Origin of the sequence: Isoptericola sp. b408, from assembly GCF_030588085.1 — a bacterium.
Classification (GTDB): Bacteria; Actinomycetota; Actinomycetes; order Actinomycetales; family Cellulomonadaceae; genus Isoptericola; species Isoptericola sediminis.
Window position 1 is genome coordinate 12418 of sequence record NZ_JAUQYQ010000006.1, and the last position, 19234, is coordinate 31651.

14 protein-coding genes are annotated in these 19234 nt (G+C 73.8%); 2 read left to right on the forward strand and 12 right to left on the reverse strand.

All coding sequences use genetic code 11. The features are described 5' to 3' along the window. Positions 1 to 2 precede the first annotated feature (2 nt). Positions 3 to 1022, forward strand: coding sequence for a 1-acyl-sn-glycerol-3-phosphate acyltransferase (locus Q6347_RS14685; protein ID WP_304603282.1), 1020 nt, complete (start codon positions 3 to 5; stop codon positions 1020 to 1022). Positions 1023 to 1048: 26 nt separating this feature from the next. Here the strand turns inward: Q6347_RS14685 and Q6347_RS14690 are convergent, their stop codons facing one another. From Q6347_RS14690 to Q6347_RS14715, 6 genes are all read right to left on the reverse strand, one after another. Further along, positions 1049 to 2059 carry a LacI family DNA-binding transcriptional regulator gene (locus tag Q6347_RS14690; protein ID WP_304603283.1) on the reverse strand — a complete coding sequence of 337 codons (1011 nt, stop codon included), beginning with the start codon at positions 2057 to 2059 and terminating at the stop codon, positions 1049 to 1051. Positions 2060 to 2079: 20 nt separating this feature from the next. Continuing rightward, a complete protein-coding gene (locus Q6347_RS14695) occupies positions 2080 to 3633 on the reverse strand; it encodes a glycoside hydrolase family 1 protein (RefSeq protein ID WP_304603284.1) in 1554 nt (517 codons plus the stop codon). An 85-nt stretch (positions 3634 to 3718) separates the two neighbouring features. After that, positions 3719 to 4636 (reverse strand): carbohydrate ABC transporter permease, encoded by a 918-nt coding sequence (locus Q6347_RS14700; protein ID WP_171247651.1) that lies wholly within the window; start codon positions 4634 to 4636, stop codon positions 3719 to 3721. Then, positions 4633 to 5805 carry a carbohydrate ABC transporter permease gene (locus tag Q6347_RS14705; protein WP_171247652.1) on the reverse strand — a complete coding sequence of 391 codons (1173 nt, stop codon included), beginning with the start codon at positions 5803 to 5805 and terminating at the stop codon, positions 4633 to 4635. Before Q6347_RS14705 ends, Q6347_RS14700 begins: the two co-directional genes overlap by 4 nt. A 129-nt stretch (positions 5806 to 5934) precedes the next feature. After that, positions 5935 to 7263: an ABC transporter substrate-binding protein gene (locus Q6347_RS14710; protein ID WP_304603285.1), complete on the reverse strand. Its 1329-nt coding sequence runs from the start codon at positions 7261 to 7263 to the stop codon at positions 5935 to 5937. A gap of 274 nt (positions 7264 to 7537) precedes the next feature. Further along, positions 7538 to 8038 carry a DUF2505 domain-containing protein gene (locus tag Q6347_RS14715; protein ID WP_304607738.1) on the reverse strand — a complete coding sequence of 167 codons (501 nt, stop codon included), beginning with the start codon at positions 8036 to 8038 and terminating at the stop codon, positions 7538 to 7540. 63 nt (positions 8039 to 8101) lie between these two features. On the opposite strand from Q6347_RS14715, the gene Q6347_RS14720 reads away from it, so the two are divergent. Continuing rightward, positions 8102 to 9577: a sensor histidine kinase gene (locus tag Q6347_RS14720; protein WP_304607782.1), complete on the forward strand. Its 1476-nt coding sequence runs from the start codon at positions 8102 to 8104 to the stop codon at positions 9575 to 9577. Positions 9578 to 9677: 100 nt separating this feature from the next. On the opposite strand, the gene Q6347_RS14725 is transcribed toward Q6347_RS14720, so the two are convergent. From Q6347_RS14725 to Q6347_RS14750, 6 genes are all read right to left on the reverse strand, one after another. Beyond that, complete coding sequence (locus tag Q6347_RS14725) at positions 9678 to 9926, reverse strand: WhiB family transcriptional regulator (protein ID WP_171247655.1); 249 nt, start codon at positions 9924 to 9926, stop codon at positions 9678 to 9680. 181 nt (positions 9927 to 10107) lie between these two features. Then, positions 10108 to 14475 carry an FtsK/SpoIIIE domain-containing protein gene (locus Q6347_RS14730; RefSeq protein WP_304607739.1) on the reverse strand — a complete coding sequence of 1456 codons (4368 nt, stop codon included), beginning with the start codon at positions 14473 to 14475 and terminating at the stop codon, positions 10108 to 10110. 79 nt (positions 14476 to 14554) lie between these two features. Beyond that, the gene (locus Q6347_RS14735) at positions 14555 to 17116 is read right to left on the reverse strand and encodes an ABC transporter permease (protein WP_304607740.1); all 2562 of its coding nucleotides are present in this window, start codon (positions 17114 to 17116) and stop codon (positions 14555 to 14557) included. Further along, a complete protein-coding gene (locus tag Q6347_RS14740) occupies positions 17116 to 17946 on the reverse strand; it encodes an ABC transporter ATP-binding protein (RefSeq protein ID WP_369810865.1) in 831 nt (276 codons plus the stop codon). Before Q6347_RS14740 ends, Q6347_RS14735 begins: the two co-directional genes overlap by 1 nt. 203 nt (positions 17947 to 18149) lie before the next feature. Then, a complete protein-coding gene (locus Q6347_RS14745; protein ID WP_304603289.1) occupies positions 18150 to 18548 on the reverse strand; it encodes a TIGR03618 family F420-dependent PPOX class oxidoreductase in 399 nt (132 codons plus the stop codon). A 19-nt stretch (positions 18549 to 18567) separates the two neighbouring features. Then, positions 18568 to 19215: a hypothetical protein gene (locus tag Q6347_RS14750; RefSeq protein ID WP_304607741.1), complete on the reverse strand. Its 648-nt coding sequence runs from the start codon at positions 19213 to 19215 to the stop codon at positions 18568 to 18570. Between the last annotated feature and the right edge of the window lie 19 nt (positions 19216 to 19234).

Genomic DNA, 19234 nt, shown 5'->3' on the forward strand with positions numbered 1-19234 from the left:
GCATGCTGCCGCCGCGGTGGGTCCGCCGGGTCGTCCTCGCGCCGCTGGTCGTGGCCCTCGCCGTCGTCATGGTCCCGACCACCCTGATGTTCGCCGTGCTGGTCGGCGGCGTGCTCACCTGGGTCGTGCCCGGCGGACTGCGGGTGCTGCGGCTGCTGTGGATGACCGCGTTCTACATCGTGTGGGACGCGACGGCCCTGCTGGCGATGTTCGGGCTGTGGCTCGCCGCGGGGTGCGGCCTGTTCGCCGACCGGCCGTGGTACCGGCGTGCGCACGTCCGGCTGGCCCGCGGGATGCTGGCCCTGTTCTTCTGGCAGGTGCGCTGGACCCTGCGTCTGCGCATCGAGCTGGACGTGCCGGACGCGCTGTCGTTGCCGGAGGCGCCTCTCGTGGTGCTGAGCAGGCACGCCGGCCCGGGGGACTCGTTCATCATCGTCGACCGGCTGCTCGGGCTGTCCGGACGCGCCCCCGCCATCGTGCTCAAGGACACGATGCAGTGGGACCCGGCGATCGACGTCCTCATGAACCGGCTGCCCGCCGCGTTCGTGACGCCCGCCTCGCGGCGTCCCGCGGGTCGCCCCGGCGCCCGCGAGACCGTGCACCGCATCGCCGCCGGGCTGACGGCCGCCGACGCCCTCGTGCTGTTCCCGGAGGGCGGGAACGTCACGCCGCGGCGCCGCGCGGCACGGATCGAGGCGCTGCGCCGGTCGGGGCACGAGGACCTCGCCCGCCGGGCGGAGGCGATGCACGAGGTGATGGCGCCGCACGTCGGGGGATTCGACGCGGCGCTGGAGGGCGCACCCGAGGCTGCCGTGCTGGTGGTGGCGCACACCGGTCTGGACCGGCTGGTCGACGTGCGGGACGTGTGGCGCGAGCTGCCGATGGACAAGACGGTCACGATGCGGGCGTGGCTGCACCCGCCCGGTGCCGTGCCGCGGGACGTCGCCGCCCGCGAGGCCTGGCTGTTCGACCAGTGGCAGGTCCTGGACGACTGGATCGCGGCGCACGCCCCGGCCGACTGAGCCGGGGCGTGCACCGCGGCGGAGGGCTACGCGGACTCGCCCTCGATGAGCCGCGGGATGAAGATCCGCGGTTCGGGGTGGACGTCCTCCCCGCCCAGCATGTCGAGCAGCGACGACGTGGCCGCCGCGACCATCTCGACCACCGGCTGGAGCACCGTGGTCAGCCGCGGGGTCGTGCGCTCGGCCCCCAGCGCGTCGAAACCGACCACCGCCACGTCCTCGGGCACCCGCTTGCCGTGGGCGTGCAGCACGTGGAGCGCACCGGTGGCCATCAGGTCCGACGCCGCGAAGACGCCGTCGACGTCCGGGTGCTCGGCCAGGACCCGCTCCATCGCGGCGGTCCCGCCCTCGACCGTGAAGTCGCCCTCGGCGACGGCATCCGTGGACAGCCCGGCGCGCGTCATCGTCTGCCGCCACCCGTCGAACCGGTCGAGCGTGGCGGTCATGTCCTGCGGACCCGTCAAGGTCGCGATCCGGCGGCAGCCGCGGTCGACGAGCCGCTGCGTCGCCACGCGGGCTCCCGCCCGGTTGTCGACGTCGACGTAGTGCAGGCCCGCGGAGTCGAAGGGGCGGCCGACGAAGACGGCCGGCAGCGCGCCGCCGCGCAGCTCCTGCTCGATCCGGTCGTCCTTGTGGTGCGAGGCGACGATGACGCCGTCCACGTGCCCGCTGGTCAGGTAGCGGGCGATGTGGCCGGGCCGTTCGCCCTGGCGGGCCAGGAGCAGCACGAGCTGCAGGTCCGTCCCGCCGAGCCCCTCGCTCACACCGCGGACGACGCCCGCGAGGAAGGGGTCGGTGAGGATCCGGGCGTCGGGCTCCGGGACCACCAGGGCGATCGAGTCGGTCCGCCGGGTCACGAGCGACCGGGCGGCGCGGTTGGGCGCGTAGCCCAGCCGGACGATCGCGGCGTCCACGGCCTGCTGCGCCTCCGGCGACACCCGGTCGCCGCCGTTGATCGCCCGCGACGCGGTCGAGCGGGAGACCCCTGCGGTGCGCGCGACGTCGTCGAGCGTCGGTGCGATGTGCTTCGTGACCACGGTCGGAGATTACCTTCCGCTCAGTCCCGTGCCGGGACGGCGTTGTCGCGGGCGACCCCCGCGTACCAGTGACCCGAGGCCTTCACGGTACGCTCCTGCGTCGCGTAGTCCACCCGCGTGATGCCGAACCGCTTGGTGTACCCGAGCGCCCACTCGAAGTTGTCCATGAGCGACCAGGCGAAGTAGCCCCGGACGTCGGCGCCGGCGTCCATGGCGTCCCTGACGGCGCGCAGGTGCCGGTCGATGTAGTCCAGCCGGTCCTGGTCGTCGATGCTGCCGTCCGCCTCGACGACGTCGGGGAAGGCCGCGCCGTTCTCGGTGATGACCAGCGACGTGCCGCGCGGGCCCGTGTAGTCCTGCTGCAGGCGGGTGAGCAGGCGCGTGAGGCCCTCCGGCTGCACCTCCCAGCCCATGTCGGTCAGGGCCAGGCCGCGGCTGTGCGCGTGGACGCCCTCCGGGACCGGGTTCGGCGAGCGGAGATCGCGGGCCGGTGCCGACGGGTCGGCCGGTCGCTCTCCCTCGGGGCCGGCGGTCCCGTCGGGGCGCTCCCCGGACTGCGGCGTCGCGGCGATCGCGCCGCCGTGGTAGTAGTTCACCCCGAGCGCGTCGATCGGTGTCGAGATCACCTCGAGGTCCCCGGGACGGACGTGGTCGGCGAAGTTCAGGTGCGCGACGTCGTCCAGGAGGTCCTGCGGGTAGGCGCCGCGGAAGATCGGGTCGAGGAAGACCCGGTTGAACATGGCGTCGTCACGCCGTGCCGCGTCGACGTCCGCCGGGTTCGTCGGGTCGACGGGGTCCGAGACCGTGCAGTTCAGCGTCAGTCCCAGCGTGGCCTCGGGGTCGCGCGCCCGGAGCGCGTCGACGGCCAGGCCGTGACCCAGCATGAGGTGGTGGGCCGCCGCGAGGCCGAGCTCCGGCGAGGTCCGGCCCGGGGCGTGCACACCGGCGGTGTAGCCGAGGAACGCCGAGCAGTACGGCTCGTTGAGGGTCGCCCACGTGGTCACGCGGTCGCCCAGGGCCTCGTGCATGGTGACGGCGTAGTCCGCGAACCGGTAGGCGGTGTCACGGGCGGGCCAGCCGCCGGCCTCCTCCAACGCCTGCGGCAGGTCCCAGTGGTACAGCGTCAGCCACGGCAGGATGTCGGCCTCGAGCAGCTCGTCGACGAGGCGGGAGTAGAAGTCCAGACCCTTCGGGTTGACCGTCCGGCCGTCGGGCATCACGCGGGCCCACGAGGTGGAGAACCGGTAGGCGCCGAGGTGGAGGCGGGACATCAGCGCGACGTCCTCGCGGTAGCGGTGGTAGTGGTCGCAGGCCACCATGCCGTCGTCACCGTGGACCACGGCGCCCGGGATGCGGCAGAAGACGTCCCAGATGGACTCGCCGCGCCCGTCCTCGGCGCCGGCGCCCTCGATCTGGTAGGCGGCGGTGGCCGTGCCCCACAGGAAGCCCTCGGGGAACGTCACGCGTCCGCTGCTGTGGGGCGTCGTCCCGGTCAGCGGCGTCGACGGGACGAAGGGGACGGTCGTCCCGGGGGCGGCGAGCCGGGCGCCAGTGCCCGGTGCGGTGAGAGTCATGTCAGCAGTGCTTCCGTGTGGAGTGGTGAGGTGCCCGGACGGTGGTCCGTCCGGGCACCCCAGATGTGGAACGGCAGGTCCCGCGTCAGCCCTTCACCGCGCCGGCCATGATCCCGGCGACGAGCTGGCGCCCGACGAAGAAGAACATCACCAGCAGCGGCAGGGTCACGAGGAACACGCCACCCATCACCAGCGAGTAGTCGACGAAGTAGTTGTCCCGCAGCGACTGGACCACGAGCGGCAGCGTCGGGTTCTGCGAGGTGAGGATGATCGACGGCCAGAAGTAGTTGGTCCACTGCTGGACGAACTGGAAGAGCCCGAGCATCGCCGCCGCGGGCAGGGCCGCCGGCATCGCCACCGACCAGAAGGTCCGGAACATCGACGCGCCGTCCACGCGGGCGGCCTCGATGAGCTCGTACGGCAGCGCCTCCGAGAGGTACTGGGTCATCCAGAAGACGCCGAACGCCGTGACCAGACCCGGGACGATGACCGCCTGCACCTTGCCGTACCAGCCGATCTCGCTCATGAGGATGTACAGCGGGATGATGCCGAGCTGGACCGGCACCGCCATGGTGGCGATGACGAAGACGAGCAGCGGACCCCGACCGCGGAAGTTGAGCTTCGCGAACGAGTAGCCGGCGAGGGTCGAGAAGAACACCACCGACAGCGACGAGAAGACGCCGATCAGCGTGGAGTTCCACAGCGCCTTCCAGAAGTTGATGCTGTCGGAGGCGATGACCGTCTGGAACTGCGCGAAGAGGCTGGAGTCCGGCAGCCACTGCGGGATCGGGTTCTGCGCGATCGAGACCGAGTCGGACGAGCCCAGCAGGAGCGTGTAGTACAGCGGGAAGATCGAGATCAGCAGGACCGCGCCCAGCAGGAAGTAGGTCAGGCGACCTGCGCGCCGGGTGGACCCTCCGAGCGGCACCCGGCGGCGGCGCTTGGCGGCGGCGCGCGCGGCGCCCGGACCGGCGGTCTGTGCGGTGACGGCGACGGAGCTCATCGGAGGTCCTCCCCGGAGTTCGTGGTGGGCGAGCCGGTGGACGGTCGCGCGGGTGGGGTCGGCGGTGGCGAGGGGATACCGGACCCGGCCGGTGCCCCCGGCGGGGTGGGCGGCATCCGGACGCCGCCCGGTGCACCGGCGGCCCGTGCCTCGGCGAGCAGGCGCTTGGTGTGCTTGCGGCTCACCTTCGACTGCTTCGGCCCGGCGGTGGAGATCCGCTGCGTCACCAGGAAGTTGACCATGCCGATCATGACGATGAGGAGGAACAGCAGCCAGGCGACCGCGGCGGCGCGGCCGAAGTTCTTCTGGTTGCCCCACGCGACGTCGTAGAGGTACACGACCGTGGTCATCCAGTCACGGTTGGGGCCGCCGAGACCACCGGCGTCGTACATGCGGACCTCGTCGAAGATCTGCATGCCGCCGACGGTCGAGGTGATGACCACGAAGATGATGGTGGCGCGGATCTGCGGGACCGTGACCGAGAAGAACTGGCGGACGCGGCCGGCGCCGTCGATGACGGCCGCCTCGTACAGGTCGCGGGGCACGGCCTGCATCGCGGCCAGGAAGATGAGGGTGTTGTAGCCGGTCCAGCGGTAGTTGACCATCGTCGCGATCGCGACGTGGCTGGCCAGCCGGTCACCGTGCCAGGCGATCGGCTCGAGTCCGACGAGCCCGATCAGCTCGTTGATGAAGCCGTACTGGTCGGCGAAGAGGCGGCCGAAGATCATCGAGATCGCGACGGGGGCGACGATGAACGGCACGAGCACGCCCATGCGCCAGAAGGTCGCCGCGCGCAGGTTCTGGTCGAGCAGGGCGGCGATGGTGATCGCCATGATGACCTGCGGGACCGAGGAGAGCAGGAAGATCGAGAAGGTGTTCCCGACGGACTTCCAGAAGGTCGGCTGCTGCAGCACGTCGACGTAGTTCTGCATGCCGACGAAGTCGCCCTGGCCGCCGAGGAGGTTCCACTCGTAGACCGACACCACGGCGGTGTAGCCCAGCGGGAACAGCCCGACGACGGCGAAGAGCAGGAAGAACGGCGAGATGTACAGGTAGGGGGAGACCTTGACGTCCAGTCGGCCGAGCCGCTGGGAGAACCCGATGCGCCGCGACGGGCGGTCGGGGTTGCCGCGCGAGTGCGCTGGCCTGGTGGGGGACATGAGGGCCATGAGGTGATTCCTGTACGTCTCTCCGGTGGGTGCGGACACGTGTCGGGCCGGTCGCCGGGGTCGGCGACCGGCCCGACAGGGTGGTGAGGGAGGGTGACGGGCGGGCCCGTCACCCTCCGGCGGGTCGGATCAGAGACCCAGCTCGTTCACGGAGGCGACCGTGGTCTCCCACGACTTCTCCGGGTCCTCACCGTTCAGGTCGACACGGCTGAGACCGTTCTGGACCTCCTGGTGGATGGAGAAGTAGTTCGGCCCCTTGTACACGGCACCGTCGATGGCCTGCGCCCGCGAGGTGAAGATCTCGCCGGCCGGGGCCTCGCTCATGAAGTCGTTGACGAAGGTCTGGACCTCCTCGGACTCCTGCGCCTCGACCTGCGAGGGGAAGGTGCCGGCCTCGGTGAAGGCCTGCGTCTGGACCTCGGGCGAGGTCAGCCACGCGGCGAGCTCCTGAGCGGCCTCGACGTTCTCGCCGGAGGCGGGCACGGTCAGGAACGAGCCGCCCCAGTTGCCGCCGCCGCCCGGGAAGACGTCAGCGATGTCCCAGCCCTCGACGTTGCCGGCGTTCTGCTCGATCGGACCGGTCATCCAGGACGGGCAGAGCATGGTGGCGAAGGCGTCGTTCTGGAAGCCGGCCGACCAGTCGTCGCCCCACTGCTCCAGACCGGCGGACAGCTTGTCGTCGACCGAGGCCGCGAGGACCTGGTCGTACAGGTCCTTCACCTCGGTGTTGGAGGCGATGTCCTTGGGCTCCCCGGTCTCCGGGTCCTCGTAGGCGGCCTCGACCTGGTTGATCATGCCCTGGTAGGTGGCGACGGCACCGTCGAACCACGCGTTGCCCGTGGCCTCCTGGTACTCCTTGCCGGCGTCGAAGTAGCTCTCCCAGGTCGCGCTGTCGCCGCCGAGCCACTCGGCGAACTCCTCGCGGTCCGAGGGGAGGCCGGCGGCCTCCATCAGGTCGGAGCGGTAGCAGATGGCCTCCGGGCCGATGTCGGTGCCGTAGCCGATGAGCTTGCCGTCGGGCGTGGTGGCCTGCTCGACCTTCCAGTCCACCCAGCGACCGTCGATGGCCGGCATCTCGGCGAAGAGGTCCGGGTACTGCATGAACTCCGAGAGCCAGTCGACCTCGACGGCCTCGATGTCGGCCAGACCCTCGCCACCGGCGGCGAGCTTGGTCGACAGGTTGGTGCGCGCGTCCGCGGCCTCCGCCGCCGTCGTGTGCTGGACGGTGACGTTCGGGTGCTCCTCCGTGTACTGCGCGAGCAGCTCGTCGGTGTACCCGAAGTTGTTGAAGGTGGCGACGGTGAGGGTGATCTCCTCGTCGGTCTCGCCGCTGCCCTCCTCGGAGGTGCTCTCCTCGGTGTCGCCCGAGCAGGCGCCGAGGAGGAGGCCGAGGGACGCGATGCCGGCGGTGGCCGCAGCGAGGCGGCGAGTCCGGCGGGGGCGGGTGCTGCTGAGCACGGTGACTCCCTTGTCTGGTTCGATCGGTGTCGGACGCTTTGGGAGCGCGACCACCTTGCTGAGGATGGTAGCGCTTCCACGACCAAGAGTGATGCTTCCGTCACAAGCGCCTCCGCGTCAAGCCGCCAGGGCGGACGTTGTCGGACGGTGACGTGTCGTCCACGCGTCTCTGCAGGTCAGAGGTGGTGTGGGAGCGCTCCCGTTATGAAAGTGTGACGCGTCATCCCACGCCGTGGGCGGTGCAGTGGTGGCGGTCGGGCGACCCCGGGGGCGGTCAGCCCCGGGCCAGCCAGTCCCGAGCGGCCTGGGCCTCGGCCTCCAGGGCCCGCCGCACGGCACTCGCGGCAGCCTCCTCGACGGCCGCGGCGAACAGCGGGACCGAGGCGTGCACCTCGCCCTCGACGACGTGCCGGGTCCCGCCGTCCTCGGTCGGGGCGAGCAGCAGCGTGCCGGTCAGCCGGACCGGTGCGCCCGTGATCTCGACCACCACCGTCCCGACGTACCGGCCGTCCACGGGGGCCTCCCACGCCTCGGCCTGCCGGATCTCCAGCTGGTCGCCGACGACGTGACGGAGCTGGGAGGGGATCACGTCGGTGGGCACCGTGCGACGCAGGGAGAGGGTGAACCCGGCATGGTGCGAACCGGACAGGTCGACCACCGTCGCGGCCGCGGCGCCACGGTCCTGGGACCGCCAGCGCAGGAACTCCGGGTCGCTCAGCGCGGCGGCCACGGCAGTCGTGTCCGCCGCGTAGGTCAGCTCCACCGTCAGGTGCACGTCCACACCCTACCGGCGCCGCCCGGGCCGGTGCGTGCCCGTAGGGTGGTGGGCGTGTCCGCCATGAGTGACCTGATCGCCGAGCACGCCGACCTCTACGAGGGTGACGGCGAGTGGCTCCACCTGCTCGTGGGGGACTGGCAGATCGTCTCCGACCTGGCCTTCGCGGACCTGGTCCTGTGGCTGCCCACCCGCGACGGGCGTTTCGTCGCCGTGGCGCAGTGCCGCCCGAGCACCGGCGCCACCGTCCACTACGACGACGTCGTGGGTTCCTTCGCCCCGGACGGCCAGACGGCGCAGCTCGTCGCCGCGATGACGGAGGCTCGGGCGCAACGGTCGCGCGAGCCGCGCTGGTTCGGTGCCTACGCCGTGCGGGAGGAGGCGGTCCCCGTCGTCCACGACGGCCGGGCCGTCGCGGTCGTCGCCCGCCAGACCAACCTCGGCTCGGGGCGCACCCCGAGCCGGCTGGAGCTCAACTACGTCGAGTCGGCCGACGACCTGCTGGCCATGATCGGGCGTGGCGAGTACCCCTCGCGCAACGCCGCCACCGGCCCGCGCCGCGGTGCGCCGCGCGTCGGGGACGGCCTGATCCGGCTCAACTCCGAGGGCGAGGTGCTGTACGCCAGTCCGAACGCGCTCTCGTGCTTCCACCGCCTCGGCGTCATCGGGCCCCTCGTGGGCCAGTCGCTCATCGAGGTCACCGCCGGGATCGTCGAGCAGCAGAACACCGTCGACGAGTCCCTGCCCCTGGTGGTGATGGGCCGTGCCCCCTGGCGGACCGACATCGAGGCGGGACGCGTCGCCCTGTCGCTGCGTGCGCTGCCGCTGACCGACCACGGCCAGCGCATCGGGGCGGTCCTGCTCTGCCGCGACGTGTCCGAGCTGCGGCGCCGTGAGCGCGAGCTCATGACCAAGGACGCCACGATCCGCGAGATCCACCACCGGGTGAAGAACAACCTCGCCACCGTGGCGGCCCTGCTGCGGCTGCAGGCCCGCCGGATGGACGTCCCCGAGGCGCGGGCGGCCCTGGAGGAGGCGATGCGACGTGTCGCCACGATCTCCCTGGTGCACGAGTCGTTGTCGCAGAACCTCGACGAGCAGGTCGGTCTGGACGACATGCTCAAGCGCGCGCTGCGCATGGCGGCAGACGTCGCCTCGACCCACACCTCCGTGCACACCGCCCAGCAGGGGTCCTTCGGCATGATCCCGGCCCAGGACGCCACGCCGCTGGCGCTGGTGCTCACCGAGCTCGTGACGAACGCGGTCGAGCACGCCTTCCCCGACCGCGAGTCCGGCACGGTGTGGATCGACGTCCGGCGCGACGGTGCCACGCTGAGCGTGGTCGTCGCCGACGACGGCGTAGGGATGCAGGGCGGGATCGACCAGCTCGGCCGCTCCTCGCGCAGCGGGCTGGGTTCCCAGATCGTCAGGACCCTGGTCACCAACGAGCTGCGGGGCACGATCGACTGGCGGCCGCGGGACGACGGCGGGACCGAGGTCGTGCTCGACATCGTGCTGCGGGAGGAGTCCCACCGCTGACCCGTCGGGTCCACCGTCGGCGGGACGCCGCCGCGGTGGCGGACATGCACGAAGGCCCCCTCACCCGTGGTGAGGGGGCCTTCCTGGCGGTGCGACGTGCTCAGCCGGCGCGGCGGGCGCGCGCCGTGCGGCGCTTCAGGGCCCGGCGCTCGTCCTCGCTCATGCCGCCCCAGACACCGGCGTCCTGACCGGACTCCATGGCCCACTTCAGGCAGGTGTCCACGACGTCGCAACGACGGCAGACCGCCTTGGCCTCCTCGATCTGCATGAGCGCGGGGCCGGTGTTGCCGATCGGGAAGAAGAGTTCGGGGTCCTCGTCGAGGCAGGCCGCCTGGTGGCGCCAGTCCATGTCATCTCCTCAGTGCTCGTCCCCTGCCGCGGGCGCCCGTCCCGGCGCATGCCGACGGCTGCCCGTCCGGGTCCGGTGTCGTCCAGGGGGGTTCGGAATCTGCCAACAAGACTCACACCTCGTGAACCGCCGCACAAGGGGTTACGCAAAGATTTCTCCGGCGTGAACCCTGAGGGTTTCATCACACTGCACAACGGGCCTGGTCAGCCTTATCATCGCCACGATGCCCGCCTCCGACGCCCCCTCCGACCCGGCTGACGCCGGTCCCTCCTCGCGTCCTCCGCGGGCCCTGGTCGCCGTCGTCGGCGTGGTCGGCCTCGAGGTCCTGGCCATGGTGGTCTTCGCCGGCGCGATGGTCGTCGACCTCGTGCGAGGTCGGTCCGTCAGCCTCGGGATCAGCCTCTTCGCGGTGGCGTTCTTCCTCGCGCTGGCCTGGTTCCTGGCCTGGGCCTCGCGTGCGCTCTGGCAGGGACGCCGTGCCGGCCGCTCGCCCGTCGCCGGCTGGCAGATCTTCCAGGGCCTGCTCGGCATCGCGCTGCTCACCAGCGGGTCCGTCGCCGCGACGCTCGGCGGGGCGATGATGCTCCTGCTGGCTGCGGTCGTCCTGGTCTGTCTCATGACGCGGGGGGTCGTCGAGCACACGCTCGGCTGAGCCGTCGGGCTGCGCGTCGATCCTCACCACCTGGACGCAGACCGCGTGCCCGGCCTGCACCAGGGCACCCCGTCCGGGGCGCGGCGGACCGGGGTCGGCGACCTCCGACACCACGGTGCCCAGCACCTCGTCCGCACCGCGTTCGCCCGGTGCCAGGACCACCCCGGTCCGCCGGCCACGCAGCTCGGCCAGCACGCCGCGGTGGGCCATCACCGCGCCCTGTGTCGTCGCCGAGGCGACGACCGTCAGTCCGTCGTCGACGAGCGCGGCCAGGCGGTCGACCTCGACCGGGCGGGACTGGGTCACGACGTCGAGGTCGTCGACGACGAGGGTTCCCCCTGGCGCGGTGAGGGACCCCACCAGCTCTCGCACACCCACCGAGGTGCGGCCCGCCGTGGGCGCCTCACCCGCCGCCGCGCGCACCGCCGGGTCCCGGGAGACGACGCCGGCGAGCCGCCCCGAGGCGGCGAGCGCGCGGGCGACCGTGCACAGCACCGTGCTGCGGCCGGCGCCGCGCGGTCCGACCACCAGCGCGCCCGCGCCCACGTCCAGGGCGACGGGTTCCGCGGCGTCGCCGCCCAGCCCGACCAGGACGGCCGTACCGGTCGCTCGGCGGTCCCGCCGTGCCAGGTCGAGCTCCGCCGCGGCGACCTCCGTGGGCAGCGGCAGCACCCGGGGCGTCCGCTCCCCTCCCGACGGTGCGGGGAGTGCCGCCGCCGGGGAGTGGCCCGGGAGCAGCACCTGGCACAGCTGTGGTTCGTGGTTCCCCAGCAGGACGGCGCGGCCGGGCGGCCCGCCCGCACCGGCGAACGGCTGCGGCACCCCGAGCATCACCGCCGTGTGCGGGTCGTTCCTCAGCATCACCACCCGCGGGCCGACACGCGCCGCGAGGCCGCCCACCGTCGCGGAGTCCGCCGTCACCGCGAAGGCCGCCCGTCCCGCGGCCAGCGCCGTCACCAGCGGGTCCCAGGGGTCGGAGGTCGCCAGCGCGGCGCGCAGCCCGGGGGCGTCGTCGACGAGGACCAGCGTGCGCGACCCGTCGGCCCGGTCGGGAGCGGCCGCGAGCAGCCGCAGGAGCCGGCGCGCCCGGCGCGGGTCGTCGGCGCCGGCCAGGGTGCCGAAGCCCGGATGGTCGGCGAACGGCGTGAAGGCCCGGTGGGCCGCGTCCGGCGCGAGGACGTGCACGGACCACCCGCCTGCCAGTGCCGCGCGCGCCAGGGTGGCCAGGACGGTGGTCCGTCCCGAGCGTGCCGCACCCAGCACGGCGAGGTGGCCGTCGTGCGGCCGCCAGCACGCGAGCCGACGACGTTGCCCGTCCGGGTCGTCGGCGAGCGCCAGCGGCAGCCGGTCCGGGCCGGGCGGCGAGTCCTCGTCACCGGGCCGGACGTCGTCGGCACCCACCTGGTCCGGCAGCGGCGGCAGCCACGGCGCGGGGCCCGGCCGGTGCCCGAGCCCGTGGGCGGCGCGGCGCAGGGCCGCCACGAGGTCCGCCACGGGGTCACCGTCGTCGGCGGGCCGGTCCGCCCGGACGGACGGGCTGTCGTGGCTCCCCGCCGTCCACCCGGACGGAACCCGTCGCACGGACCCGGCGGTGCCGTCGCCCCGCGCCCCGGCGTGGGCGCACTGCACCGCGAGCGGCGGCGCGGAGCCGATGCGCAGGACGGCCCGGCCGGGGTCGCCGACCCGGATGGCCGCAGCCGCCGGGTGCTCGACGACGTCGCGGGAGTCCGCGACGTCCACGACGCGCAGGGCGATCCGGGTGGTGACGTTGGCCCGCAGGTCGGCGCTGACGGCACCGGCCGGGCGCTGGGTGGCCAGCACGAGGTGGACACCGAGCGAACGCCCCTGCGCGGCGATCCGCAGCAGCCCGGGCAGGAACTCCGGCAGGTCGTCGGCCAGGGCGCGGAACTCGTCGATGACGACGACCAGTCGGGGCAAGGTCCCGGCGGGCAGGTCATCCGACGTCGCGACGCCGTGGTCGGCGAGCAGGCGTTCACGGCGACGCAGCTCGGCGCGCAGTCCCGTCAGGGCCCGACCGGCCAGCCCCGGTTCGAGATCGGTCACCTGCCCGACCACGTGCGGCAGGTCGGCGCAGCGACCGAAGGAGGCGCCGCCCTTGAAGTCGACGAGCGCGAGGGACAGGTCGGCGGGGGAGCGGGTCGCGGCCAGGGCGAGCACCAGCGACTGCAGCAGCTCCGACTTGCCGGCGCCGGTGGTGCCGGCCACGAGCAGGTGCGGACCGTCCGCCACGAGGTCCAGGACGACCGGGGTCCCGTCGGCGCCGCGTCCGAGCGGGATCGTCCACCCTCGCGCGCGGGCCCAGCGCGCGGCGGGGTCGGATCCGTCCAGCAGGTCGCGCAGCGCGACGGTCGCCGGGATGCGTGGGTCGGTGGGATCGGAGCGGCCGTCGCTCCGGTCGGGGGTGGTGTCCTCACCGAGCCGTGCCGGGTCGCGACCCAGCGCACGCAGCCCGGCCAGGCGGCGGGCCGTCCGCTCGGCCCACGCGACGGTGACTCCCGTGGCGGCCACGACGGTGTCCGTACCGTCCGGAGCGGTGCGCAGCACGCGGCCGTCGGGGGTGACGTCCCATCTGGTGCGGCACCAGGCGGGCTCCCGCGGTGCCGGATCCCTCCCGTCGTCGGGCAGGCAGAGGACGACGACGTCACCGCGGCGCACCGCGCGGTCCGCCGCGGCGAGGTCCTCCGGCCGGGGGGAGTCGAGGACCAGGACACGGGACGGCCCGCTCGAGTCCGGTCCGTCGTCGCCGGGCGAGATCCACCGGCACCAGCGCCAGGCGTCCCGTCCGTCCCCGAGGACCTGCACGGCGGCCCCGGCGGCGGCCAGATCGACCACCACCGCCCGGCTGACGCTGCGCACGGGCGCTGCCGGACCGCGCACGCTGAGGGCGCCGTCGGGCAGCAGCGTCTGCAGGGTCGGCGCGGTCGGGGCCGTGCCGGCGGCCGACCGGGCGGCGGCGTGCGCACGCCGGACGCGCAGCCATGCACCGTCGGACGCCTGGTGGGCCGCGGCCGTCCGTGCGCCGGTGCGGCCCGGGTCCGCGCCCACCGGGGGCGGCGTGAGCGGGACCGGGTCCGCAGCGCCCCGTCGCCGTCGGCGCACGGCCGCGACGACCTGGGGTGCCAGGGCGATCACCGCCACCAGGGAGAACAGGGCGTACAGCGGCTGGCGCAGGGTGACGGCGAGAACCACGGAGCCCAGCACGGGCACCAGCCCGGTGATCAGCATCGCCGGCCCGGCACCGGCCGGACGGTCGGTCGCGGCCGCGGCGGGACCGAGCCAGACGTCGACGTCACCCGAGGCGTGCAGCGCGTAGCGTGATCCGTCCAGGTGGAGCTCCGTGCCCGGTCGCCAGCGGCGCGGCCAGGGCCCGAGCCGCCGGGTGCGCCCGGCGGGCGGGGCCAGGGCGACGGGCTGCCGCCACCAGGGCCCCCGGGTCACCGGGCGGGGGACACGGTGCGGGGCGGCCCGTCGCGGCAGCCGGCGCACCCGCACCCGGTCCCGGGTGTCCACGGTCACGCGGACCCGCGCATCGCGCTGACCGAGCGTCAGCGGTGCCCCGACGGCGAGCACCCGCGGCTCCCCGGCGCTCAGACCCGACGCCGCGGTCAGGAACCACCGGCTGCGCAGCGCGGCGACGTCGGCCGCCGGCAGCCTCCCGCCGCACGGGCCGGCCACGGAGAGCACCGCCCCCGGCAGCAGCGGACGGCGGCCCACGCGGGCGTCGTCACCGACGGGCCGGTCGTCGGCGATCAGCTCGGCGCGCAGCAGCTCGGGTCTCCGGACGAGGTCGGCGAGCGGGGCGCGCAGGTCACCGAGCCGCGCGCCCTCGGGCAGCTCGACGTCCTCGTCGGGGTGCAGCGTGAGGCGGACGGGCATGTGCACGACGGTGTCATCCCCGCCACCACCCACGCCGCGGTCGTCCACACCCTGTGGACGACCGCGGCTCCGGCGGACGTCACTCCGTGGCGAGCGCCTCCACCGGTGAGGCCTTCAGCGCCGTGCGGGCGGGCGCCACCGAGGCGACCAGGCCGGCCACGAGCGCGACGACCAGCACCAGGGCGATCTCGAGCCACGGGACGCTCAGGGTCACGTCACCCATGATCCCGAGCGCGGCCCCGGCACCCGCCCAGCCGTACACCAGGCCCAGCACGACGCCGAGCACCGCGCCGACACCCGCGATGAGCAGGCCCTCGATCGCGAGCATGCCGCGCAGCTGGGCCTTCGACAGCCCGATCGCCCGCAGCGTCGCCGACTCGCGGCGCCGTTCGATGACCGACAGCGACAGCGTGTTCGCCACCCCGATCAGGGCGATGACCACGGCGACCGCGAGCAGTCCGACGACGATGCCCAGCATCGTGTCGATCACTCGGTCGAACAGGGCGCGCTGGGACGCGACGCCGGTGACCTGGGCCGACTCGCCCGAGTCCGCCACGACGTCCTGGATCGCGCCGACGGCGGACGCGGCGTCCACGTCGTCGTCCAGCGCGAGGTACTGCCCCGACACCCCGACCTCCTCGTCCAGCCCGGTCAGGTCGGACAGTGCGATGAAGCTGGTGGACGGCGCCGCCTCGTTGACGACCACGGCGAACGTCTGGGCTCCGTCCGGGCCCGAGACGTCGAGAGGGCCGCTGGTCACGCCGAACTCCTCGGCCCGCTCGGACCCGAGGAGGACGGTGCCCGCGGCCAGGCCGTCGACCGTGGCCGGGTCGTTGAGGACGCTTGGCGCGGTCTCGGCGTCGATCGCGGTGAATTCGGTGGTGACGCCCTGGCGCGGCAGCTCGAGCATGACGGGCGCGGTGTCCGCCACCGCGGTCACCCCGTCCACCGCGGCGAGATCGGCGCGCAGGCCCTCCGACAATGCCGCCGGCGCACCGTCGTCGTCCCGGGTGGCGCTCGCGACCATCACGTCCACCGGGAACTGCTCGTCCAGCGCCGCCGTCAGCGACGTCCGGGCGCTCGCGGCCCCGGTGGTCATCATCGCCACCAGGGTGACGCCGATGAGCAGCGCGGTGCTGGTGGTCGCCGTGCGCCGCGGGTTGCGCAGCGTGTTCGCGGCCGCGAGCCGCGCCGTCGGGCCCGAGGCGGCGACGAGCCGTCCCGCCGCCGCGGCGACCCTCGGCAGCCAGAAGACGGCCCCGACGGCCACCCCGACGAACGACAGCGCACCGCCGGCGATCCCGGCCAGCAGGCCGAGCGTCGGCTCCTGCCAGACCGTGCCCAGCGCGGCGCCCGCCGCGAGCAGCCCGAAGCCGACCGCCGCGGTCAGCAGCGACAGCACCAGGCGGACCTTCCCGGCGCGACGCGAGGTCGTGGGGGAGTCGGCCGGACGCAGCGCGGCCAGCGGTGCCACCCGGGTCGCCACCCGGGCGGGGACCAGAGCGGCGCCGACCGTGACGACGGTGCCGACCAGTACCGGGACCACGACGACCTGCCAGGTGAGCGCGACGGCGCCCGGCAGCGGCACGGGGACGTCCATGGCGTGGGCGACCCACAGAGCCGCCTGTCCGAGCGCCGTGCCGAGCAGCACGCCGGCCACCGAGGCGACCAGGCCGAGGATCGCCGCCTCGGTGAGCACGCTGCGACCCACCTGGGCCTTGTCCGCCCCGACGCAGCGCAGCAGCGCCAGCGTGCGGGCCCGCTGGGCCACGAGCACCTGGAAGGTGTTGGTGATGACCAGCCCGGCCACCACCAGCGCGATCGCGGCGAAGGTGAGCACGAACACGAGGAACATCAGGTCCTGACCGCCGGTGAGCTCGGCGGCGGACTCGGCCGCGCGCTCGTCGGTGGTGACCACCCACGGTGCGCTGTCCGTGCTCGTGGCTCCACCGACCGTCCCGGCGAGCGCGGACTGCGCCGCGGTGACGTCCGTGCCGTCCGCCACGACGACGGCGGCCTCGGTGACGGCGACCGGCTCGCCCCGGGCCTCGGTCTGCCACGTCGTGTAGGTCGCGGCGTCGACGACGGCGGCACCGCCGGTCTGCGCGTACGCCCCGAACGGGTCGTCCAGCAGCCCGACGACGGCCGGCGTCTCGGTGACCTGTTGCCACGAGCCGTCGTCGCCGACGACGTCGCGCCCGACGTCGACGGTGTCCCCGAGCGTGACGCCGAGCCGGTCGGCGACGTCGGCCGGCAGCGCGATCTCGCCGGCGGCGGACGGCATCGCGCCCGCGGTCACCTCGAGGGGCATGAGCCGGTCGTCCGCCGTGGGGACGACGCTCTGGTAGACCGAGCGGGCCCCGTCGGTCAGCTCGGCGTAGATGGCCGTCACCGGAGCGACGGCCGCGACGCCGTCGGTCGCGGCCAGCGCGTCGACGTCGAGCGGGGCGTCCTGCGTGGCGCCGACCACGAGGTCGGCGTCGCCGTACTGCGCGGCGACGGAGTCGTACGTCATGCGGGTGATGACGCCGGAGGCCAGCAGCGTGGCCGCGACGAAGGCCGTCCCGATGACGATCGCGACGCCCGCGGCGGCGAGCCGGCCGGCGCTGCGGCGCATCTGGGCCAGGGTGATCCGCAGCATCAGGCACCTGCCGGCGTGACGTCGTCGGACACGGGGGTCTCGAGGGAGCGCAACGCGTCCAACCCGGCCAGCACGGCCTCCGGCGTGGGGTCGGAGATCTCCCCGGCGATCCGGCCGTCGGCGATGAGGACCACCCTGTCCGCGTACGCCGCGGCCGTCGGGTCGTGGGTGACCATGATGATCGTGCGGCCCAGCTCGCGGACGCTGCGGCGCAGGAAGCTCAGGACCTCCACGCCGCTGCGGGAGTCCAGGTTGCCGGTGGGCTCGTCGGCGAACACGACCTCCGGCTGGGCGATGAGCGCCCGGGCGATGGCGACGCGCTGCTGCTGGCCTCCGGAGAGCTCGCTCGGGCGGTGGGTGAGCCGCTCGGACAGCCCGAGCGTGGTCACCAGCGTGTCGAACCAGGCGCGGTCGACGGTGCCGCCGGCGAGCTCGACCGGGAGGGTGATGTTCTGCTCGGCGGTGAACATCGGCAGCAGGTTGAACTGCTGGAAGACAAACCCGACGCGGTCCCGTCGCAGCCTCGTCAGGGCCTTGTCTGCCAGGGCGGTCACGTCCGTCGTCCCGAGGAACGCCTGGCCGCTCGTGGCGCTGTCGAGGCCGGCCAGCAGGTGCATGAGCGTGGACTTGCCCGAGCCCGACGGGCCCATGATCGCGGTGAACCGGCCGGCCGCGAAGTCCACGTCCACACCGTCCAGGGCGCGGACCTGCGCCTGGCCGGTGCCGTAGGTCTTGGTCAGGGCCCGGGCCCGCACGGCCGGGACGTGGTCGGTGGGGTCCGCGGCCTGACGGGCGCCGTCGTCGATCGGGACGTACACGGTGGTGTCCACGGGATGCTCTCCGCATGTCTGGTGCTGGCGGCTCCCGTCGGGGAGCGCGATGACGGCACCGACGCTACGGAGCGCCGGACGCGCCGTCGTCGGTCTGCAGGCTGGTCCCGACGGGCGTCCAGGTCATCCTCAGGGAGGACGTCCACCCCGGGTGACCTCCGGGTTCCCCCGGACGCCGGGGAGGGGAACCGGAGAGCGTCGGCTCAGCGCGGCGGCCAGACGTGGGACGAGGTCACGGTCATCCAGGCGCTCACCCGGGGGTTGTCGCGGACCACGTACGGCTTGTCGGTGTAGTGGCGGGCGAGGCGGTCGATGTCGGCCAGGTCCGGGTCGTCGACGAGCTCGACCTCGCCGCGCAGGCTCACGTGGTGGTACCAGTTCGTGTCCAGCACGGTGAGCGAGACGCGCGGGTCGTGCTGGAGGTGCCGCAGGCGGGCGCGGCCGGCGTCGAGGTTGAGCAGGACGCGCTGGGATTCGTCGTCCCAGAGGTACCAGGTGGCCACCGACACGGGAGCCCCGGAGGGCGTCACCGTGGCCATCACGGCCGGGTTCGGACGGCGGAGCAGCTCGAGGGTGGCGGACGTCAGGGGAGTGGTCGTCATCCGCCCATTCTGGTGGGCGTCACCCGTCGTCGCGGAGGCGGGCCCGCACGAGGACGAAGACCGCCGCCGACAGCAGCAGACCGGCGGTGAGGACGATCCAGACGTAGACCGGCCCGCCGACGAGGCTCTCCAGCAGGACGCGGCTCTGCGAGGTGGGGTCGGCGAGCACCACGGCCACGAAGGCCGCCACGACGACCACGACCACCCCGGTCAGGGCCCGCTCCCACCTCTTGTCCATCCGGGAGTGGTCCATCACGCGTTTGCCGGCCCGCACGATGTGCCGGGCCCGCAGCAGCCGGAGCGCGCCGACGGCACGGATCAGCCGCAGGAGCTGGGCCGGTCCGATCGCCAACGCGGCGGAGACGACGATGGCCAGCGTGACCCCGACCAGCCAGCGGTGCTCCCGCACCCACTGCCGTTTGTCGCCGGAGACCGCGAACAGCACCACGGTCTCCGACAGCAGCACGGCGCCGGTGAGCAGGCTGCCCACGGTGCCGATCGTCGAGTAGGGCTCGGAGAGCAGCGTCAGCCAGACGGCCGGGACGGAGGCCAGCGCCGCGACGATCACCGGCCACGCGAACCGCCGCTCCCAGCGGTCCTCGGTCGGCTCGGGCGCCGGGTCCTCCATGGCGGAGGACCTGGGCTCGAGGGAGGACTCGCGGGACACGACACCCAGGGTAGGGGCA

What these genes read in the sequence shown, in the direction of transcription:
- Q6347_RS14735 (WP_304607740.1), bottom strand. Translation starts at nt 17,116, where the DNA reads ATGCTGCGGATCACCCTGGCCCAGATGCGCCGCAGCGCCGGCCGGCTC.
- Q6347_RS14700 (WP_171247651.1), bottom strand. Translation starts at nt 4,636, where the DNA reads ATGAGCTCCGTCGCCGTCACCGCACAGACCGCCGGTCCGGGCGCCGCG.
- Q6347_RS14695 (WP_304603284.1), bottom strand. Translation starts at nt 3,633, where the DNA reads ATGACTCTCACCGCACCGGGCACTGGCGCCCGGCTCGCCGCCCCCGGG.
- Q6347_RS14705 (WP_171247652.1), bottom strand. Translation starts at nt 5,805, where the DNA reads ATGGCCCTCATGTCCCCCACCAGGCCAGCGCACTCGCGCGGCAACCCC.
- Q6347_RS14745 (WP_304603289.1), bottom strand. Translation starts at nt 18,548, where the DNA reads ATGACGACCACTCCCCTGACGTCCGCCACCCTCGAGCTGCTCCGCCGT.
- Q6347_RS14720 (WP_304607782.1), top strand. Translation starts at nt 8,102, where the DNA reads ATGAGTGACCTGATCGCCGAGCACGCCGACCTCTACGAGGGTGACGGC.
- Q6347_RS14725 (WP_171247655.1), bottom strand. Translation starts at nt 9,926, where the DNA reads ATGGACTGGCGCCACCAGGCGGCCTGCCTCGACGAGGACCCCGAACTC.
- Q6347_RS14730 (WP_304607739.1), bottom strand. Translation starts at nt 14,475, where the DNA reads ATGCCCGTCCGCCTCACGCTGCACCCCGACGAGGACGTCGAGCTGCCC.
- Q6347_RS14685 (WP_304603282.1), top strand. Translation starts at nt 3, where the DNA reads ATGCTGCCGCCGCGGTGGGTCCGCCGGGTCGTCCTCGCGCCGCTGGTC.